Source organism: Primorskyibacter sedentarius (assembly GCF_004342065.1).
In the GTDB taxonomy this organism is placed as follows: domain Bacteria; phylum Pseudomonadota; class Alphaproteobacteria; order Rhodobacterales; family Rhodobacteraceae; genus Primorskyibacter; species Primorskyibacter sedentarius.
Genome location: NZ_SLZU01000002.1, coordinates 128,036 through 142,748, shown reverse-complemented (window position 1 = coordinate 142,748; position 14,713 = coordinate 128,036). Strand labels below are relative to the sequence as shown.

Genomic DNA, 14,713 nt, shown 5'->3' with positions numbered 1-14,713 from the left:
AGGCCGTATCGCGGCAGGATCAATTCGCAGCCTGCACAGGAACGCTACGCGGCAGGATTCGCCTTGCATGTGCCTCCCAAAGATCGACATCAATGGACATCGACAGCACCTCCCCGTGCGATGTGGCGATGGCGATGTGGCTATCGTCCTGCCAGTCGATCCATTGGGCCGCCCTCGTGCTGTCAGGAAGATAGGGGACGGGCAGGGGCATCGGATCTGCCGAAAAGATGCGCTCTGCGGTCCCGCTGGTCGGATCGAAGGCCCAGACATGGACGCGCCCGGCGGCAGTCAACGCCGCAACATGCCGCCCATCGGGGCTGAAATCGACGACCTTGCTGTTGGCGCTGTCCAGTTCCAGTCTTGGCGGGCGAATTTCGCCGGTCAGGTCGTAGATCCTGATCTGTGTGTCCGAGCGTGTTGAGGTCAGCCACCGCCCGCTTGGGTCGACCGCAAGCGAAAGGCCCGCAGTGTCGTCGCCACTATCCGCCTCGGGAACCGCCAGGACGGGCGCGTCAGGGCCGATATCCCACCGCCACAGACGACCAGCGCTGTCGCTGTAGAAGACGCGCCCCGGTGTGAGAGGGTCTGCGACCACTCCGCCAATCACAGTCCCCGTTTCCGGCAGGGTGCGTGCGTCGCCCGCCCGCAGTTCACTGGGCGCGGCAAGTACAAGTTGCCCGTCAACAGTATAGGCGAGCCTTTCGGCCGTTCCGATCTGTCGCGGTTCTGTGGGGTCTTGGGGGGACCAAAGATACGCCTCACTGGCGCCGTCCACGCCTGCGACCTCTCCACCCGGACCACTGGCCATGAAGACGAGCGGACCTCTGTCCGGCCCTTCAAGGCGGGCGCCATTGGGCAATGTCTGGCCAGCGTAGAGCACCTCGCCATTCTGGCGCACATGGATTGCGGGCATCGCGTCAGACGCCGTGGGCAATCGGGTCAGCGGCCCGGCCTCGCGCATCCGGCGTAGCGAAAAGACAGAGACTGACCGGTCGTGGTGACGCAGCGCCAAAAGGTCCCCGTCAGGGTGAAAGGAAATGTCGGCCACGGTGGCCGCAGGATGGCGAAAGAAGGTGATGACCTCTGACAGCTCTGGGTCCGTGACGCGTTTGAGCGCAAGAAGGTTCTGCGCCAATCCGACGACAAGCCGGTTTTGCGGGGTCGAAGAAAGCGCCGAACCCGTCACGAATGTGTCTGTTCCCAACAACCCACGGTCAGCGGCGAGGCCAGGCAAGTATTCACCGGTAGACAGCCGCACCGTTCTGGAAAGCGCATCCTGCGGCCCTTGCGTCATGAAAACCGTCACCAGATCGTCGTTGGCGGCAATGCCTGATGCGCGCGGAAGAGGTTCTTCAGCATCAATTTCCACGAAGATATCAACCTGCGATGGCTCCACGGCGAGCGCCTGACCCGCGATATTGAGGTAGCGCATGGCGGGAAGTGTGGCGGAAACAAGCAGCTCGCCGGATATGGTGATCGGGGTTCTGTTCCCACCCAAGGGCGCGCGCATCGTCGTGCAGTCTACGGGTGGCAGCGCGGGGCAGCGGGTGAGGTTGATCGCGTTCGTGCGGTCGTTCCTGATAGCGACAGCCAGCCCCGCCCCAAGGGGCGCAATGGCAGAGGCACTGGTGTCGAAAAGCAGCTCGCCAAGAGCGGTCGGTGTGCCGTCATTGTCGGGGCTGATCCAGCCAGGCTGCGCCGCATCGCCCGTCAGCATCGCTGGGTCCAGAACGGCCGCCTTGCTGTCCCGTGTCAGGAAGACGAGGCTACCGTCCGGCAGCGCGGCCATCTTTTTGATGGGTTGGGTGCCGGGATGAAGGGACGGGTCAAGCTGCGGGATGCGGGCCAGTGTCGATTGACCATCTTCGCCCAGCGTCACGATCTCTGCCGCCGTGGTTGCCGCGATCAGACGGCCAGAGCTGTCCCAGGTGACGGCCTCGAACTCGCCCGTGCGGGTCCATAAATGACCGGGCGAGGACAGGAGTAATGATTTCTCGATGATGAGCGAGGCCGTATCTGCATTCGGCCCGCGCTCATGCGCGAAGAGCGCAAAATCCAGCGCCTCTGCGCGGTTGCCTTCGCGCGTGGCGCTTTCCGATTGCGCGATCCCATATTGGCGTTCGGTGGCGGCGACGATACGTGCGCGTTCGGCCGCCACGCTCGCCTGATAAAGCCCGAAACCGATGGCCGCCGCGACGACAGCAAAGCCAAGCGAGGCGAAGCCCGCCACCTTGCGTCGGCGTTTGTTACGGGCCGCCTTGATCGAGGTTGCGATGAATTCCGGCAGCTTCGGATGCGCCTCTGCGACCAAGGAGGGCCCCCAGGCGTCGGACAGTTCCTGCGCTTCGCTAAGAAGAAACCCTTCGAGCGGGCCGATTTCGCCCGCTACAAAGCGCGGGGTCAGTGCGGCCAGACGGTCGCGGGCGTCGAACAGGCGGCGTTCGCGTTCCACAATCTGGGTCAGGCGATCCCAAGAAGTGATCAGGCTTTCATGGGCCAATCGCAGCGTCGTGCCGTCCGAAACGATCAGGCCCGCGTCAACGAAGGCCGCCACGGTCCGGGCTATCGCGCGGTCTGCGGTCAGCACCTGCGTCTCAACCCGCCGCGCCGTGGGCGGTGTGCCGCTTTTTACCAGCGCACGAATGATGGCGGGCAGGTGATCGGCACCCTCGCGGGCGATGATCTCTTCGCCCTGATGGGCCATCACGCCCGCCACGCCGCCCAGCTCGTCAAAATCGGCATGCGTCATCAGACTGTCCGTGCTGCGCAGTTCCAGCTGGGTCAGCAGGTATTGCAGGGCAGGCAGGGCGGCGGGGGTGGCTTCGGCCTCAATGCGGGAAACAAGCGCTGGCACGTCGCCAACCGGGCCTTCATAGGTCAGCCCCGCAGCGGCGGCTGGCCCTTCGACCATGTCGCGAATATCCGCATGGGCAGGCAGAGTGATGTCCAGCACCGGGTCGGGATCGTCCGGGCCGGGCACGGCATCGAACTGCACAAGTTTCGCAAGCGCTGGGATCTCTGGAAGCCGGTGCCGGAATTCCGATCGCATGGTGGCAATGACGGTAATGCCAGCCGCACCGGGCGCTGAACGTGCCAAGGCATCTAACAGGGCGAAGAACGGGTCCGGGTCGGGCCAGGCAAAGACCTCTTCCAGCTGATCGATCAATAGAACCAGCCCCACAGGGCGCGCTGGGATCAAACCGTCGCCAATCCTCTTCAGCGCGCCGACAAGGGGCGTCGCAGCGGGCGCGCCCGTCGCCAGAAGGGGGGCCAGCGCCTCTGGTGAAGCGAAATCGCCCGCGCTGAGCGCCTTGGCCAAATCGGGATGGGAAAAAACGACCCGTGCAAGCGGCAGGGCCCAGTCGGGCGCATGGTCCGGATCTGGGCAAAGAAGCGCGGGCGAGGTTGCAATGTGAAGGCGCTGATCTGGCAGCACATCGCCCGCGCCGGGGCGTGCCAGCGCCGGGATCAGCCCTGCGCGCACAAGCGAGGATTTGCCAGATCCCGAAGGCCCGGAGATCAGCAAGAAGCGCTGGCCTGCCAGTGCCAGCACCATCAGCCGGGCGCGTGCACGAGCCGTTTCGCGGCGGCGGCCAAAGAAGATCGGGGCATGCTTTGCCTCGAAGGGTTGCAGACCCCGGAAGGGCGATCCTTCGGTCCAGACGGCCGTTCCCTGTCGCTTGGACAGCCAATCGTTCAGCGCGGCCTCTATCTTGGCCTCGAACTGGGCGTCGTCTGTATAGGTGTCGAAGGCGGCGGTGAAATGCCCGCGCTCATTGCGGAACCAGCGCTTCCAGAACGTTTCGAGCTTGTCGAATTGCAGCTTTTCCAGCTCCAGCGTCTTTTGCGAGAAGGTGACCTCTTCTTCGGAGCGATAGACATAGATGTCGGGCAGTTGATCGTCCGACGAGGTGGCTTGCTGGATTGCCTGTTCGAATTCGTATTCAGACCCGGTGGGGATCGACCCGTCCGGCCGTGCGAATTCCTCTGGCAACTCGCTGCCCAGCCGTTTCCAGAAGATGCAGATGACCAGATCGGATTCGTTGGCATGCGGGATCTGGTCCTGAAAGGTGGACGCGGCGGTGTAATGCTCCGCCTCCCAGCGATAGAGGTCGAACCCGTCGTCGCCCAGCCGGTCATTGATCCGCCGGACGACCTCTTCCACGATCCCGCGTTCGGTGGCGACATCACCGGGGGAGGACAGGAACAGGCGATACCGGCGGGACATGGATCAGTTTGGAACCAGTTTCTGGACGCCCGACTGGATCAGTTCGGGCGCGGGGGCCTGTCCGTTGCTGACAAAGCCCCATTTGCCATCCGCCTTCGCCGGTGCCAGCCCTTCGCGAAAGCGAAAGACGTCCTGATATTGCGGAGCGATGAATTCCGTGATGCCGCGATCCGGGTCGATTGACATGAAGCCGCGCAATTCGCCCTGCCGGATGACCGCAAACCCGTCATGGAAGTCATATGCGCGGTCATAGACCGGCTGCACCACCACTTCGCCGCGGCGGTTGATATACCCCCATTTGCCGTTTGATTTCACCGCCGCATAGCCTTCGGAGAAGCTGCGCAGCTGTTCGAAACGGCCCATCCAGACGAAATTCGCGGTCGCAAGGTGGTAGAACCCCCACGCGCCGTCTTGCCGCTGCAAGGCGACGTAGCCTTCGCTGGGCGGTGAGAGGCGGCTGAAACGGGCTTCCTGACGCGTTGATTGGTCCCAGATGCTGCCCGCTATCATCGGTTCAGGACGATAATCGTCAAAGCGAATCTCCAGCAATGCGTGGCCTTGCGGTGACGTGGCGATGAAGTGCCTGCCCGTCAGGCCAGACAGGCCGGTCGCATTCCGAAAGGCCGAAAACTCGGGCACCTCAACCGCGTTGACATATCCAAACTCTCCGACATGGATCACGTAGAGTGACCCCGCCTCGCGAACGAGCGCGAAGGGCGGGTCCCAGTCGATCATCTGGTCAAAACCCGTGCTGGAGGTGCGGTCGCCTTCCAGGTCGATCAGGAACCATTTCTCCTCGCTCCCCGAACGCTGCCAAACGCTCGCCCAGCCGTTCTTGTAGCTCATCATATCGCGGTAGGAGACCCAATTGGCATCCTCCACATTCGGCCCCAATGCGCGCCAAGACTGGAATTCGTCCTGCACAAGATGCACGCCGTCCTGACCGGGGCGGACATTCGCATATTGCGGCGCGACGATCATCTTGCCGGTGCGGTCGACGAAACCCCAAAGCTCACCAACCTTTACCGGCGCCATGCCCGCATGGAATGTTCCCGCGCCGTCATAGTGTGGCGCAATCACCATCTCTTGCGCTTGGCTAGCGGTGGCCAGCGCCATCAGGAGGACCAAAACCCTCAACATCTTGGCTGAAACGGTCTGATGTCGGCGCTGTAGCGCCGGGCGTTGAAAATCAGGGCGGCGATGTCGCGCGAGACGACCTCGCGCCCATCCGCCAGCAGGATCACCACCCGCATGTCATGGTTGGAGGATTTCGCGGCATCCAGAAGCACTTCCCAGCGGCGCTCCTCGCCCGCTTGCACGCCGCCAAAGACGGGCATGTTGATCCGGTAGCCATCGGCGGCAAGCTCCATGTCGAAAGGCTGGCCAAGGTTCACCGGTTCGAAATCGCCACCCTCGCATTCGGCCCGGCTGGTCAGTGCGGCAAGTGGGATATGACCCTCGAACGGCGCCTCTGTCCGCCGCCTGCCGCCATCTGCGTCCAGCCAGCCATAGCCCAGCGTGCCCTTGAAATTCACGCCAAAGCTGCTGGCACCTTCATTTTCAGTGAGCAAGGGCGCAAGGTTGCCGAAAATGCCGCTTTGACGAATGCGATCCGTGCAGCCCGCCGGGTTGCTGTCTTGGCCGAACTGGCCCGCGCAGGCGGTCGCGACCTCTGGCAGGCGGTCTGTTGCAACGCCAAAGTCGCGCAGGACGGGGATGAAGGAAAACGCATTGATATCCTCAATATCCGGCAGGGACATCGTGAATGACGGGGTTTCGGCGTCGCCACGTACGAAACGCGCCGTCAGGGTTACGTCAGTAGCACTGGACCAGCCGTAATTCTCCAGGCTGAAATCGGTGTTGGACGGGCTGAGCGGCTTCAGCACTACGGCCTGCATCATCGGTTGGGCATCGATGCGCGACCTGTCGATATCAAGATAGGCGCCGATAATCTGCGCGCCCTGTGTCGTCGTGTTGCGAAGGCCAAAGCGCAGCGGCAAAGTCGTGCGAAGATCCTTGTGGTAGTTCAGAAAACTGTATTGCCACTCCAACGCGCGGGCCCAGTCAAATTCCACGGGGTCCTGAACGACCACGTTCGCGCGGCCGCGCCACGCATCCATCAGCCTCGGATCGTCCGGAAAGATCGACAGTTTGCCGGGCTCCGACAGGCTGGCATAGCCAAGGTCCGGCCCGCGAAAACCGCAGCAGAAATCCCTGTCCCCACCGACACTCAACGCGATGGCCAACCCGGCCGGCCCTGATTGTGCCAGAAGCGGCGCACCGTTTTCAAAGGGGCCCGCATAGGTCGCGCCCGTGACATCGACAAGCCGACCCTGCCCGGCGGGAAGCCCGTCCTGAAACGTGCCGACAAGCGCGTCACCAAGTGCCGTCTGAAGCTGTCCCGCCCCATGCATCAGCCCGCCCCGCCACAGGCCCGTGTAACGCAGGCCAGACGCATCGGAGAAACGGCCAAACCCCGTGGCGCGGCCATCCTGCATATGCCCGATGAACTGGGCGGCGATCCCGTCTTCGGACTGCCGAAAGCTGCCTTTCCGGCGCCATGTCAGGATGCCTTCGCCCGTCAATGGCCCGGCCTTGTCCGTAGCGGGATCACGGGGTTGCCAGAAAAGGTCAAAGCCGTCCTCGGCGAAAGGATCGAAGATCCGGTAGCTGCGGCGCGACAGTGTCTTGGCCGACGGGGACCACACGAGTTGCACGTGATCGCGCCAGGCACCCTGACCGGCCACCGGGACCCTGCCGGCATCCTGTGGCACGGTGACTTCGCGCAACGACAGAACGGGCGAAGGGGTCTCTGCCGAAGCGGGCAGCGCAAGGGCAAGCCAGAGAAAGAGGAAGACAGGAAATTTCATGGGCGATAGGTATTCATGCAAAGTTCTCGCACGACGCTAGTGGGTTTTGATGTTTCGGTCACGCATTTGTTTCCTTGTCTTGCTGCTGGTCTGGTCACAGTCAGTGGCGGCGCAGACCTCGTCGCGCTTCATCACGGCGGCGCGGGATGCCCGGCTCATTACTGCCGCGCTGGAGGCAGAGCAGGTTGTGTCTGACGCGCGCATCACCGGCGTGACGGTGCCACATCACATCCTTGCTGCCGATCTGATCGTGCGGGGATTGCGGGTGGCAAGCGGGCAGCAGGTTGATCATATCATCCTGATCGGCCCTGACCATTTCCGCAGCCTTGAGACGCCGTTCGGTGTGCTGAGCGCCCCTCTGGACACGGTGATGGGACGGGTCCCCGCAGGCTCTTTGTCAGCACAGCTGGCCTCGCGACCCTCCCTCTTTTCTGACGTGGGTGCTGCGACGCGCGAGCACGCCATCCATGCGGTTGCACCCTTCATCGCCGCACTGTTTCCCGGTGTGCCCGTGACGGCCATTACCACAGCAACAGCAAGCCGCCCAAAGGAATGGGAGGCGGCAATCGCGCTGATCGCCCCCCAGCTGACGGACAATGTGCTGGTCGTGCAATCGACGGACTACTCTCATTTCCTGCCGCGCGACATCGCCGTGCAGCGCGATATCGAAACGCTTGGCGTGATCGCGGCAAACGATCCGCAGGCGGTGCTTTCGCTTGCTCAACCCGCGCATATGGACAGCAAGGCGTCGCAATATCTTCAAATGCGGTTGCAGGGCCTTCTGGGCGGCAAGCCGATGGTGGTGGCGCATCGCCACGCGCATGACTATGTGCCCGGCAGTTCGAATGGGCCAACGACCAGCTATATCGTCACGCTCTATGCGCCCGATCCGGGCGCGCTTTCGCGGCTGGACTGGCCGGATCAGACCCGCGTGGTTTTTGGTGGCGACGTGTTTCTTGGGCGTGGCTGGACGGGCACGCTGCACGAGGATCGACTTGGCCCGGCGATCAGGGATCTGGCTTTGCGGCGCGGGGACGGCGCTTTCATCATTAACCTTGAAGGGGTGATATTGCCGGAACATCCCGCCGGGGCGAATTCCGTTCAGCATCTGATGCTGGAGCGGCTGGCAGTGCCTATTCTGCGCAGGATCGGGGCAACGGCCGCCAATACCGCCAACAACCATGGCCATGACTTCGGTCTGGAGGGGCTGGAGATCAGCGGAGAGCTTCTGTCAGCCGCCGGTATCAAACCGCTGATGCATGGAGAGCTGCAAGAGATCGCAGACCTGGCACTGCTGCCTCTCAGCTTCAAGCGAGGGTTCTTTTACGATCACCCGGTCATTCGCCACCCTGACCAACTCGATCTGGTCTGCGACCTGCAAACGGAGCTTCCGATTGTCATCCTGACCCACTGGGGCGCCGATTACACGAACAGTCCCGGCCCGGACGAGAGCGCCGCAATGGAAAGGCTTGCAGATTGCGGGGTGATGGCGGTGATCGGGGCGCATACGCATCAAGCCTCTGCCACGGTGACGGTGCATGGCGGGGGGCGGCTTCAGGCGGCGTTTTCGATGGGGAACCTGTTCTTCGATCAGACCGGAGAAGTCTCGGGCGCGCTGGTCGAACTGCGACGTTTCGCCAAGGGCACGGTTGCGCTGCGGCTTATCCCGGTGTCGAACTACTTCGAAATGCTGCGGGCAGGGCAGTAGTAACCGGTCCGGTTACGCACAGCCAAAGAGGCGCCGAATACTTGTACCGGAAGAGCAAGTCGCAGATTGACTCGGCTCAATCAATTCAATAAATCATGATATATGGAAAAGAAAGACGCCCTCGAAGCCTTTGCCGCGCTCAGTCAACCCACCCGGCTGGACGTTATCCGCCTGCTGATCAAGGTTGGTGATGCAGGCATGATGGCCGGCGAAATCAGCGCGCAGCTCGACGTGCGCCAGAACACCATGTCCGCAAACCTGTCAATCCTTGCGCGCGCGGGCCTTGTCCGGAACGAAAGACAGGGCCGGGGTATCCGCTATTTTGCCGATATGCGGGGAATGGGCGGGCTCTTGTCGTTCCTGCTGGAGGATTGCTGCGGCGGCAACCCTGAGATGTGTCGCCCCTTCCTTGACGACATTGCCTGCAGCTGCATGGGCAAGGCCCACGGCCCCTGATTACGGGCGGCGCCCCCCGACCGAAGCCCTACCGCACCGTTCCCCAACCCAGAGATTCCTCACATGTCCGATACACTTCATCCCGCAACGGCCGGCCTTGGTACGTTTGAACGCTGGCTCTCGGTCTGGGTGGCGCTGGCCATTGGCGCCGGTCTGTTGCTTGGCAACCTGTTTCCGGGCGTCTTTGCGCTTCTGGCCTCGTTGGAGGTCGCTTCGGTCAACCTGCCGGTTGCCGTGCTGATCTGGGCGATGGTCTACCCGATGATGGTGGGCGTGGATTTCGGGGCGTTGTCCCATGTCGGGGACAAGCCCAAGGGCCTCGTTGTGACGCTGGTGGTCAACTGGCTGATCAAACCCTTCACCATGGCCGCGCTGGGCGTTGTGTTTTTCAACTACGTCTTTGCGGGCCTGATCCCGCCCGAGGATGCGCAGGCCTATCTGGCGGGGGTCATTCTGCTGGGGGCCGCGCCCTGCACCGCGATGGTTTTCGTCTGGTCGAACCTCACGCGCGGCGACCCCACATATACGCTGGTGCAGGTCAGCGTGAATGACGTCGTCATGATCTTCGCCTTCGCGCCTATCGTGGCCTTCCTGCTGGGGGTCACCGACATTGTTGTGCCGTGGGACACGCTTCTGCTGTCGGTGTGCCTCTACGTGCTGCTGCCCCTGACAGCGGGTTTCTTCACCCGCAAGAGGCTGGTCCGACAAGGGGGGGAGGCTGCGGTTGACGCCTTCAAGACACGGGTGCAGCCCTTCTCGATCATCGGGCTTCTTGTGACCGTCGTTCTGCTGTTCGGCTTTCAGGGAGAGGTCATCCTCGACCGTCCGCTGGTGATCGCCCTGATCGCCGTGCCGCTGCTGATCCAGTCCTACGGGATTTTCATGATCGCTTATGGCGCCGCGCGGGCCTGGGGCATCCCTTTCAATGTGGCTGCACCCTGCGCGCTGATCGGCACGTCGAACTTCTTTGAACTTGCCGTTGCCGTCGCGATCAGCCTGTTCGGGCTGGGCTCTGGCGCGGCACTGGCAACGGTCGTCGGAGTGCTGGTGGAGGTGCCCGTAATGCTGTCGCTTGTCGCCTTCGCCAACCGCACAAAGCACTGGTTTCCGGCTGAGAAGACCCGGACATGACGGACGCGCGCCCCCAAGTGTGGCGCAACAAGAAACTGGCGTAACTGGACACAGACATGACCGATACCCCCAACATTGATGACGACCTCTTTCACGAGATTGATACGGACGCGCTGCTAAGCCCTGCCCGCTCTGCTCATCCTGCCCGCATCCTGTTGCTCTACGGGTCTTTGCGGGATCGGTCCTATAGCCGCCTGATGACGGAAGAGGCGGCGCGTATCCTGACACGGCTGGGCGCCGAGACGCGGACATTCAACCCCGCAGGCCTGCCGCTGCCGGATGATGCCGACGATTCTCACCCCAAGGTGCAGGAGCTGCGCGAGCTTGTGACCTGGTCCGAGGGGATGGTCTGGTGTTCGCCCGAACGGCACGGGGCAATGACCGGCATCATGAAAACCCAGATCGACTGGATCCCCCTGTCGGTAGGCGCCGTGCGGCCCACGCAAGGCAAGACGCTTGCGGTCATGCAGGTCAGTGGCGGGTCGCAAAGCTTTAACGCGGTGAACCAGTTGCGCATCCTGGGCCGCTGGATGCGCCTGCTGACGATCCCCAACCAATCCTCCACGCCCAAGGCGTATCTGGAGTTCGATGATGCAGGCCGGATGAAGCCATCGCCGTTTTACGACCGGGTGGTCGATGTGATGGAGGAGTTGATGAAATTCACCCTGCTGACCCGCGATCAGACCGGCTACCTTCTGGACCGCTATAGCGAACGCAAGGAGAGCGCGGCCGAGCTGTCCCGGCGGGTGAACCAACGGGCCATCTGATCCCGCGGGCCACGGCGCCGTAGACCGGGTCTAGCCCCCGGTGGCCATGGCGTCGGCCTTGGCGGTCGAGAACCCGCCGATTTCGCCCAGAAGCGAAACGATCTGCGACACGCCTTTGCGGTGGCGCAGCGAGGCAAAGACGAATGGCCGCCCGGCCCGCATCCGCGTGGCGTCACGGTCCATGACCTCCAGCGATGCGCCCACATGCGGGGCAAGGTCGGTCTTGTTGATTACCAGAATGTCCGACTTCGTAATCGCGGGGCCACCCTTGCGCGGGATTTCCTCGCCTGCGGCCACGTCGATCACGTAGAGCGTCACATCCGCCAGTTCCGGGCTGAAGGTCGCCGACAGGTTGTCGCCACCGCTTTCGATCAGCACGATCTCGACCTCCGGATGGCGCTTTGTCATCTCAGCGACGGCGGCCAGGTTGATCGAGGCATCCTCGCGGATCGCGGTATGCGGACAGCCGCCGGTCTCTACCCCGATGATGCGGTCCTGCGGAAGAACCTGCAACCGCATCAGCGCTTCGGCGTCCTCTTGCGTGTAGATGTCATTGGTAACGACGCCCACGGAATGGGTGTCACGCAAAGCCTCGCACAGGGCGGCTGTCAGGGTGGTCTTGCCAGCGCCGACAGGGCCGCCGATACCAACGCGAAGCGGGCCGTTCATCTGGGTCATGTGCGGAATATCCTTGAATACTGGGTTTCGTGCTTCATCGACGCGATGTCGGACAGAAATGCGGTGGAGCCGATGGCATCAAGATCGGCCTGCACGGCTTCGGGTGCTATGGCGGAGGTCAGCTGTGTCAGCTCTTGTATCAGGCGTTGCCCATCGGTCTGGCCGAGGGGGACAAGCCGCATGGCGGCGGCGGCAAGGTTGCTCATGAAGGCCTGAAGATACATCTGCCCGGTCAGCTCCAGCGGCAAGTCCAATGCGCGCGCAGCGCGGCCAACGGCGACGGGATAGCACAGCGAGCCGAATTCAGCCTGCCACACGGCCTTGGTTGTATCGCAGAACGCGGCGCCTTGCAGCTCCGTCTCTGACAAACGCTCGCGAGAGGGGGCAAAGGCACGGCACAGCGCGTCGAGCTCTGCGACCTCTTCGGGCGTATCCGCCCGTAATGCCGCCCCCAGAAAGATGCAGTCATTGCGGCCCGAGCCATGTTGAAGAACGCTTTCAATCCAATGCTTTGTGGTCGTCGTGTCGGTGACATCGCCGCAGTCAATGGCCCATTCAAGCCCGTGCGAATAGGCAAACGCCCCCACCGGAAACGCCGGAGAGAACATCTGCGCCAACGTCAGTATGTGCTTGTCAGTGGGCATGGCTATGGGTGCGTCCGTGACCATAGGCGCCGCCCTCTGGCTTGAAAGGTTCGACAACCTCGCGCACCGTCGCGCCGATCTTGCCCAGCATGTCGCGGATCACGTGGTCACGCTGGATCAGCAGGCGCCCGGCTTCGATCTGGCATGGCGTGTGGCGGTTGCCGATATGCCAGGCGATGCGGGGCATGTCGTCGCCGGTGACTTCCAGCAATTCTTCGGGCGCGGCAACGATGCGGATTTCGCGGCCGTCTTCCAGCAAAAGGACGCCGCCATGGTCCAGCGAGGTGGTGCTGGGCAGATCGACGAGGAATTGCTGGCCATCATCAGTGGCCAGAACCTTGCGGCGCAGGAACCGGCCTTCGTAATCGAGCGACACCTGCGCGAATTCAGGCCCGTGGGCGTGGTCGTGATAAGTGCGCGCAGTCAGCATCAAAGTGGTCATGAAGGGTCTTTCCGGTAGGCTGTTTCGATCAGAACATAAAATAGCGCTGCGCCATCGGCAGAACCTCGGCCGGTTCGCAGGTCAGCAACTCGCCATTCGCACGCACCTCGTAGGTTTCGGGGTTCACCTCGATCTCTGGCGTTGCAACGTTCAGCAGAAGGTCGGACTTGCCGACATTGCGGGTGTTGTTGACAGCGACCGTCTGCTTGGCAAGGCCGAGCCGTGCGCCGATCCCGGCATCCTGTGCGGCGGCACTGACAAAGGTGACGGCAGAGTTTTCAACAGACCGCCCGAATGCCCCGAACATCGGCCGGGAATAGACCGGCTGCGGCGTCGGGATCGACGCATTCGGATCGCCCATCTGGGCCATGACGATCGTGCCGCTCATCAGCACCATTTCGGGCTTCACGCCAAAGAAGGCGGGGTTCCACAGAACAAGGTCAGCGCGTTTGCCTTCGGCGATTGATCCGATCTCATGGCTGATCCCGTGGGCGATGGCCGGGTTGATCGTGTATTTCGCGATATAGCGGCGGACGCGGAAATTGTCGTTGTCGCCGGTTTCTTCGGAAAGGCGCCCGCGCTGTTTCTTCATCTTGTCGGCGGTCTGCCAAGTGCGGATCAGAACCTCGCCCACACGGCCCATCGCCTGACTGTCCGAGGCGATGATGCTGAAGGCGCCCATGTCGTGCAGGATATCCTCGGCGGCGATGGTCTCTCGCCGGATGCGGCTTTCGGCAAAGGCCACGTCCTCGGGGATCGACTTATCAAGGTGGTGACACACCATCAGCATGTCGAGATGCTCTTCCAGCGTGTTGACGGTGAAGGGCCGTGTCGGGTTGGTCGAAGATGGCAGGACATGCTCTTCGCCGCAGATCTTGATGATGTCGGGGGCGTGCCCGCCGCCCGCACCTTCGGTGTGGAAGGCATGGATCGTGCGACCTTTCATGGCCGCCACAGTATTCTCGACAAAACCGCTTTCGTTCAGCGTATCGGTGTGGATCATGACCTGCACGTCCAGCGCATCGGCGACCGACAGGCAGCAGTCAATCGCTGCAGGGGTGGTGCCCCAGTCTTCGTGCAGTTTCAACGCGCAGGCGCCTCCCAGCACCTGTTCCTCCAGCGCTGCGGGAAGCGAGGCATTGCCCTTGCCCGCAAATGCAAGGTTCATCGGAAACGCGTCCGCCGCCTGCAACATCCGCCCGATATGCCAAGGGCCGGGGGTGCAGGTTGTGGCGAGCGTGCCATGCGCGGGGCCGGTGCCGCCGCCCAGCATGGTGGTCAGCCCGGAATGCAGCGCATCCTCGATCTGCTGCGGACAGATGAAATGGATGTGGCTGTCGAACCCGCCTGCGGTCAGGATGCGGCCCTCGCCCGCGATGACCTCGGTCCCGGGGCCGACGATGATGTCGACGCCCGGCTGCGTGTCGGGGTTGCCGGCCTTGCCGATCTTGGCGATGCGCCCGTCTTTCAGCCCCACATCGGCCTTGAAGATGCCAGAATGATCCACGATCAGCGCATTGGTGATGACGGTATCGACAGCGCCATCGGCCCGTGTGATTTGGCTTTGGCCCATGCCGTCGCGGATCACCTTGCCGCCGCCGAACTTGACCTCCTCGCCGTAGACCGCGGCATTCGCACCAGCGCCGCCTGCGGCTTCGGCGGTCAGGTCACGCTCGACCTCGATAATCAGGTCGGTATCGGCCAGTCGCAGCTTGTCGCCGGTGGTCGGGCCAAACATCGCGGCATAATCCGCGCGGGAAATTCTGGCTGGCATCGTAGGCTCCCTCGT

11 protein-coding genes are annotated in these 14,713 nt (G+C 62.8%); 4 read left to right on the top strand and 7 right to left on the bottom strand.

Annotated elements, in window-relative coordinates:
- Nucleotides 1–19: 19 nt before the first annotated feature.
- The 3 genes from EDD52_RS04515 to EDD52_RS04505 are packed head-to-tail and all read right to left on the bottom strand — an operon-like array spanning nucleotide 20 to nucleotide 7,098.
- Nucleotides 20–4,228, bottom strand: coding sequence for an nSTAND1 domain-containing NTPase (locus EDD52_RS04515; protein WP_132242289.1), 4,209 nt, complete (start codon nucleotides 4,226–4,228; stop codon nucleotides 20–22).
- A gap of 3 nt (nucleotides 4,229–4,231) precedes the next feature.
- Nucleotides 4,232–5,344, bottom strand: a complete 1,113-nt coding sequence (locus EDD52_RS04510) for a WG repeat-containing protein (protein ID WP_165907457.1) — start codon at nucleotides 5,342–5,344, stop codon at nucleotides 4,232–4,234.
- Between the two features lie 17 nt (nucleotides 5,345–5,361).
- Nucleotides 5,362–7,098, bottom strand: coding sequence for an MORN repeat-containing protein (locus EDD52_RS04505; RefSeq protein WP_132242285.1), 1,737 nt, complete (start codon nucleotides 7,096–7,098; stop codon nucleotides 5,362–5,364).
- Between the two features lie 49 nt (nucleotides 7,099–7,147).
- On the opposite strand from EDD52_RS04505, the gene amrB reads away from it, so the two are divergent.
- From amrB to arsH, 4 genes are all read left to right on the top strand, one after another.
- Nucleotides 7,148–8,806 (top strand): AmmeMemoRadiSam system protein B, encoded by a 1,659-nt coding sequence (amrB, locus tag EDD52_RS04500; protein WP_132242283.1) that lies wholly within the window; start codon nucleotides 7,148–7,150, stop codon nucleotides 8,804–8,806.
- A gap of 102 nt (nucleotides 8,807–8,908) precedes the next feature.
- Nucleotides 8,909–9,262 carry an ArsR/SmtB family transcription factor gene (locus EDD52_RS04495; RefSeq protein ID WP_132242281.1) on the top strand — a complete coding sequence of 118 codons (354 nt, stop codon included), beginning with the start codon at nucleotides 8,909–8,911 and terminating at the stop codon, nucleotides 9,260–9,262.
- Between the two features lie 63 nt (nucleotides 9,263–9,325).
- Nucleotides 9,326–10,393, top strand: a complete 1,068-nt coding sequence (gene arsB, locus EDD52_RS04490) for an ACR3 family arsenite efflux transporter (protein WP_132242279.1) — start codon at nucleotides 9,326–9,328, stop codon at nucleotides 10,391–10,393.
- 56 nt (nucleotides 10,394–10,449) lie between these two features.
- A complete protein-coding gene (arsH, locus tag EDD52_RS04485) occupies nucleotides 10,450–11,160 on the top strand; it encodes an arsenical resistance protein ArsH (RefSeq protein WP_132242277.1) in 711 nt (236 codons plus the stop codon).
- Between the two features lie 30 nt (nucleotides 11,161–11,190).
- Here the strand turns inward: arsH and ureG are convergent, their stop codons facing one another.
- The 4 genes from ureG to ureC are packed head-to-tail and all read right to left on the bottom strand — an operon-like array spanning nucleotide 11,191 to nucleotide 14,698.
- Complete coding sequence (gene ureG / locus EDD52_RS04480) at nucleotides 11,191–11,838, bottom strand: urease accessory protein UreG (RefSeq protein ID WP_132242275.1); 648 nt, start codon at nucleotides 11,836–11,838, stop codon at nucleotides 11,191–11,193.
- Complete coding sequence (locus EDD52_RS04475; protein WP_132242273.1) at nucleotides 11,835–12,482, bottom strand: urease accessory protein UreF; 648 nt, start codon at nucleotides 12,480–12,482, stop codon at nucleotides 11,835–11,837. The genes ureG and EDD52_RS04475 overlap by 4 nt, the downstream gene beginning before the upstream one ends.
- The gene (gene ureE, locus EDD52_RS04470) at nucleotides 12,472–12,912 is read right to left on the bottom strand and encodes an urease accessory protein UreE (protein WP_132242948.1); all 441 of its coding nucleotides are present in this window, start codon (nucleotides 12,910–12,912) and stop codon (nucleotides 12,472–12,474) included. The genes EDD52_RS04475 and ureE overlap by 11 nt, the downstream gene beginning before the upstream one ends.
- A 40-nt stretch (nucleotides 12,913–12,952) precedes the next feature.
- Nucleotides 12,953–14,698 carry an urease subunit alpha gene (gene ureC, locus EDD52_RS04465; protein WP_132242271.1) on the bottom strand — a complete coding sequence of 582 codons (1,746 nt, stop codon included), beginning with the start codon at nucleotides 14,696–14,698 and terminating at the stop codon, nucleotides 12,953–12,955.
- Nucleotides 14,699–14,713 lie beyond the last annotated feature (15 nt).

Coding starts and splice junctions, on each gene's coding strand:
- EDD52_RS04515 (WP_132242289.1), bottom strand. CDS start 4,228: ATGTCCCGCCGGTATCGCCTGTTCCTGTCCTCCCCCGGTGATGTCGCC.
- EDD52_RS04510 (WP_165907457.1), bottom strand. CDS start 5,344: ATGGCGCTGGCCACCGCTAGCCAAGCGCAAGAGATGGTGATTGCGCCA.
- EDD52_RS04505 (WP_132242285.1), bottom strand. CDS start 7,098: ATGAAATTTCCTGTCTTCCTCTTTCTCTGGCTTGCCCTTGCGCTGCCC.
- amrB (WP_132242283.1), top strand. CDS start 7,148: ATGTTTCGGTCACGCATTTGTTTCCTTGTCTTGCTGCTGGTCTGGTCA.
- EDD52_RS04495 (WP_132242281.1), top strand. CDS start 8,909: ATGGAAAAGAAAGACGCCCTCGAAGCCTTTGCCGCGCTCAGTCAACCC.
- arsB (WP_132242279.1), top strand. CDS start 9,326: ATGTCCGATACACTTCATCCCGCAACGGCCGGCCTTGGTACGTTTGAA.
- arsH (WP_132242277.1), top strand. CDS start 10,450: ATGACCGATACCCCCAACATTGATGACGACCTCTTTCACGAGATTGAT.
- ureG (WP_132242275.1), bottom strand. CDS start 11,838: ATGACCCAGATGAACGGCCCGCTTCGCGTTGGTATCGGCGGCCCTGTC.
- EDD52_RS04475 (WP_132242273.1), bottom strand. CDS start 12,482: ATGCCCACTGACAAGCACATACTGACGTTGGCGCAGATGTTCTCTCCG.
- ureE (WP_132242948.1), bottom strand. CDS start 12,912: ATGCTGACTGCGCGCACTTATCACGACCACGCCCACGGGCCTGAATTC.
- ureC (WP_132242271.1), bottom strand. CDS start 14,698: ATGCCAGCCAGAATTTCCCGCGCGGATTATGCCGCGATGTTTGGCCCG.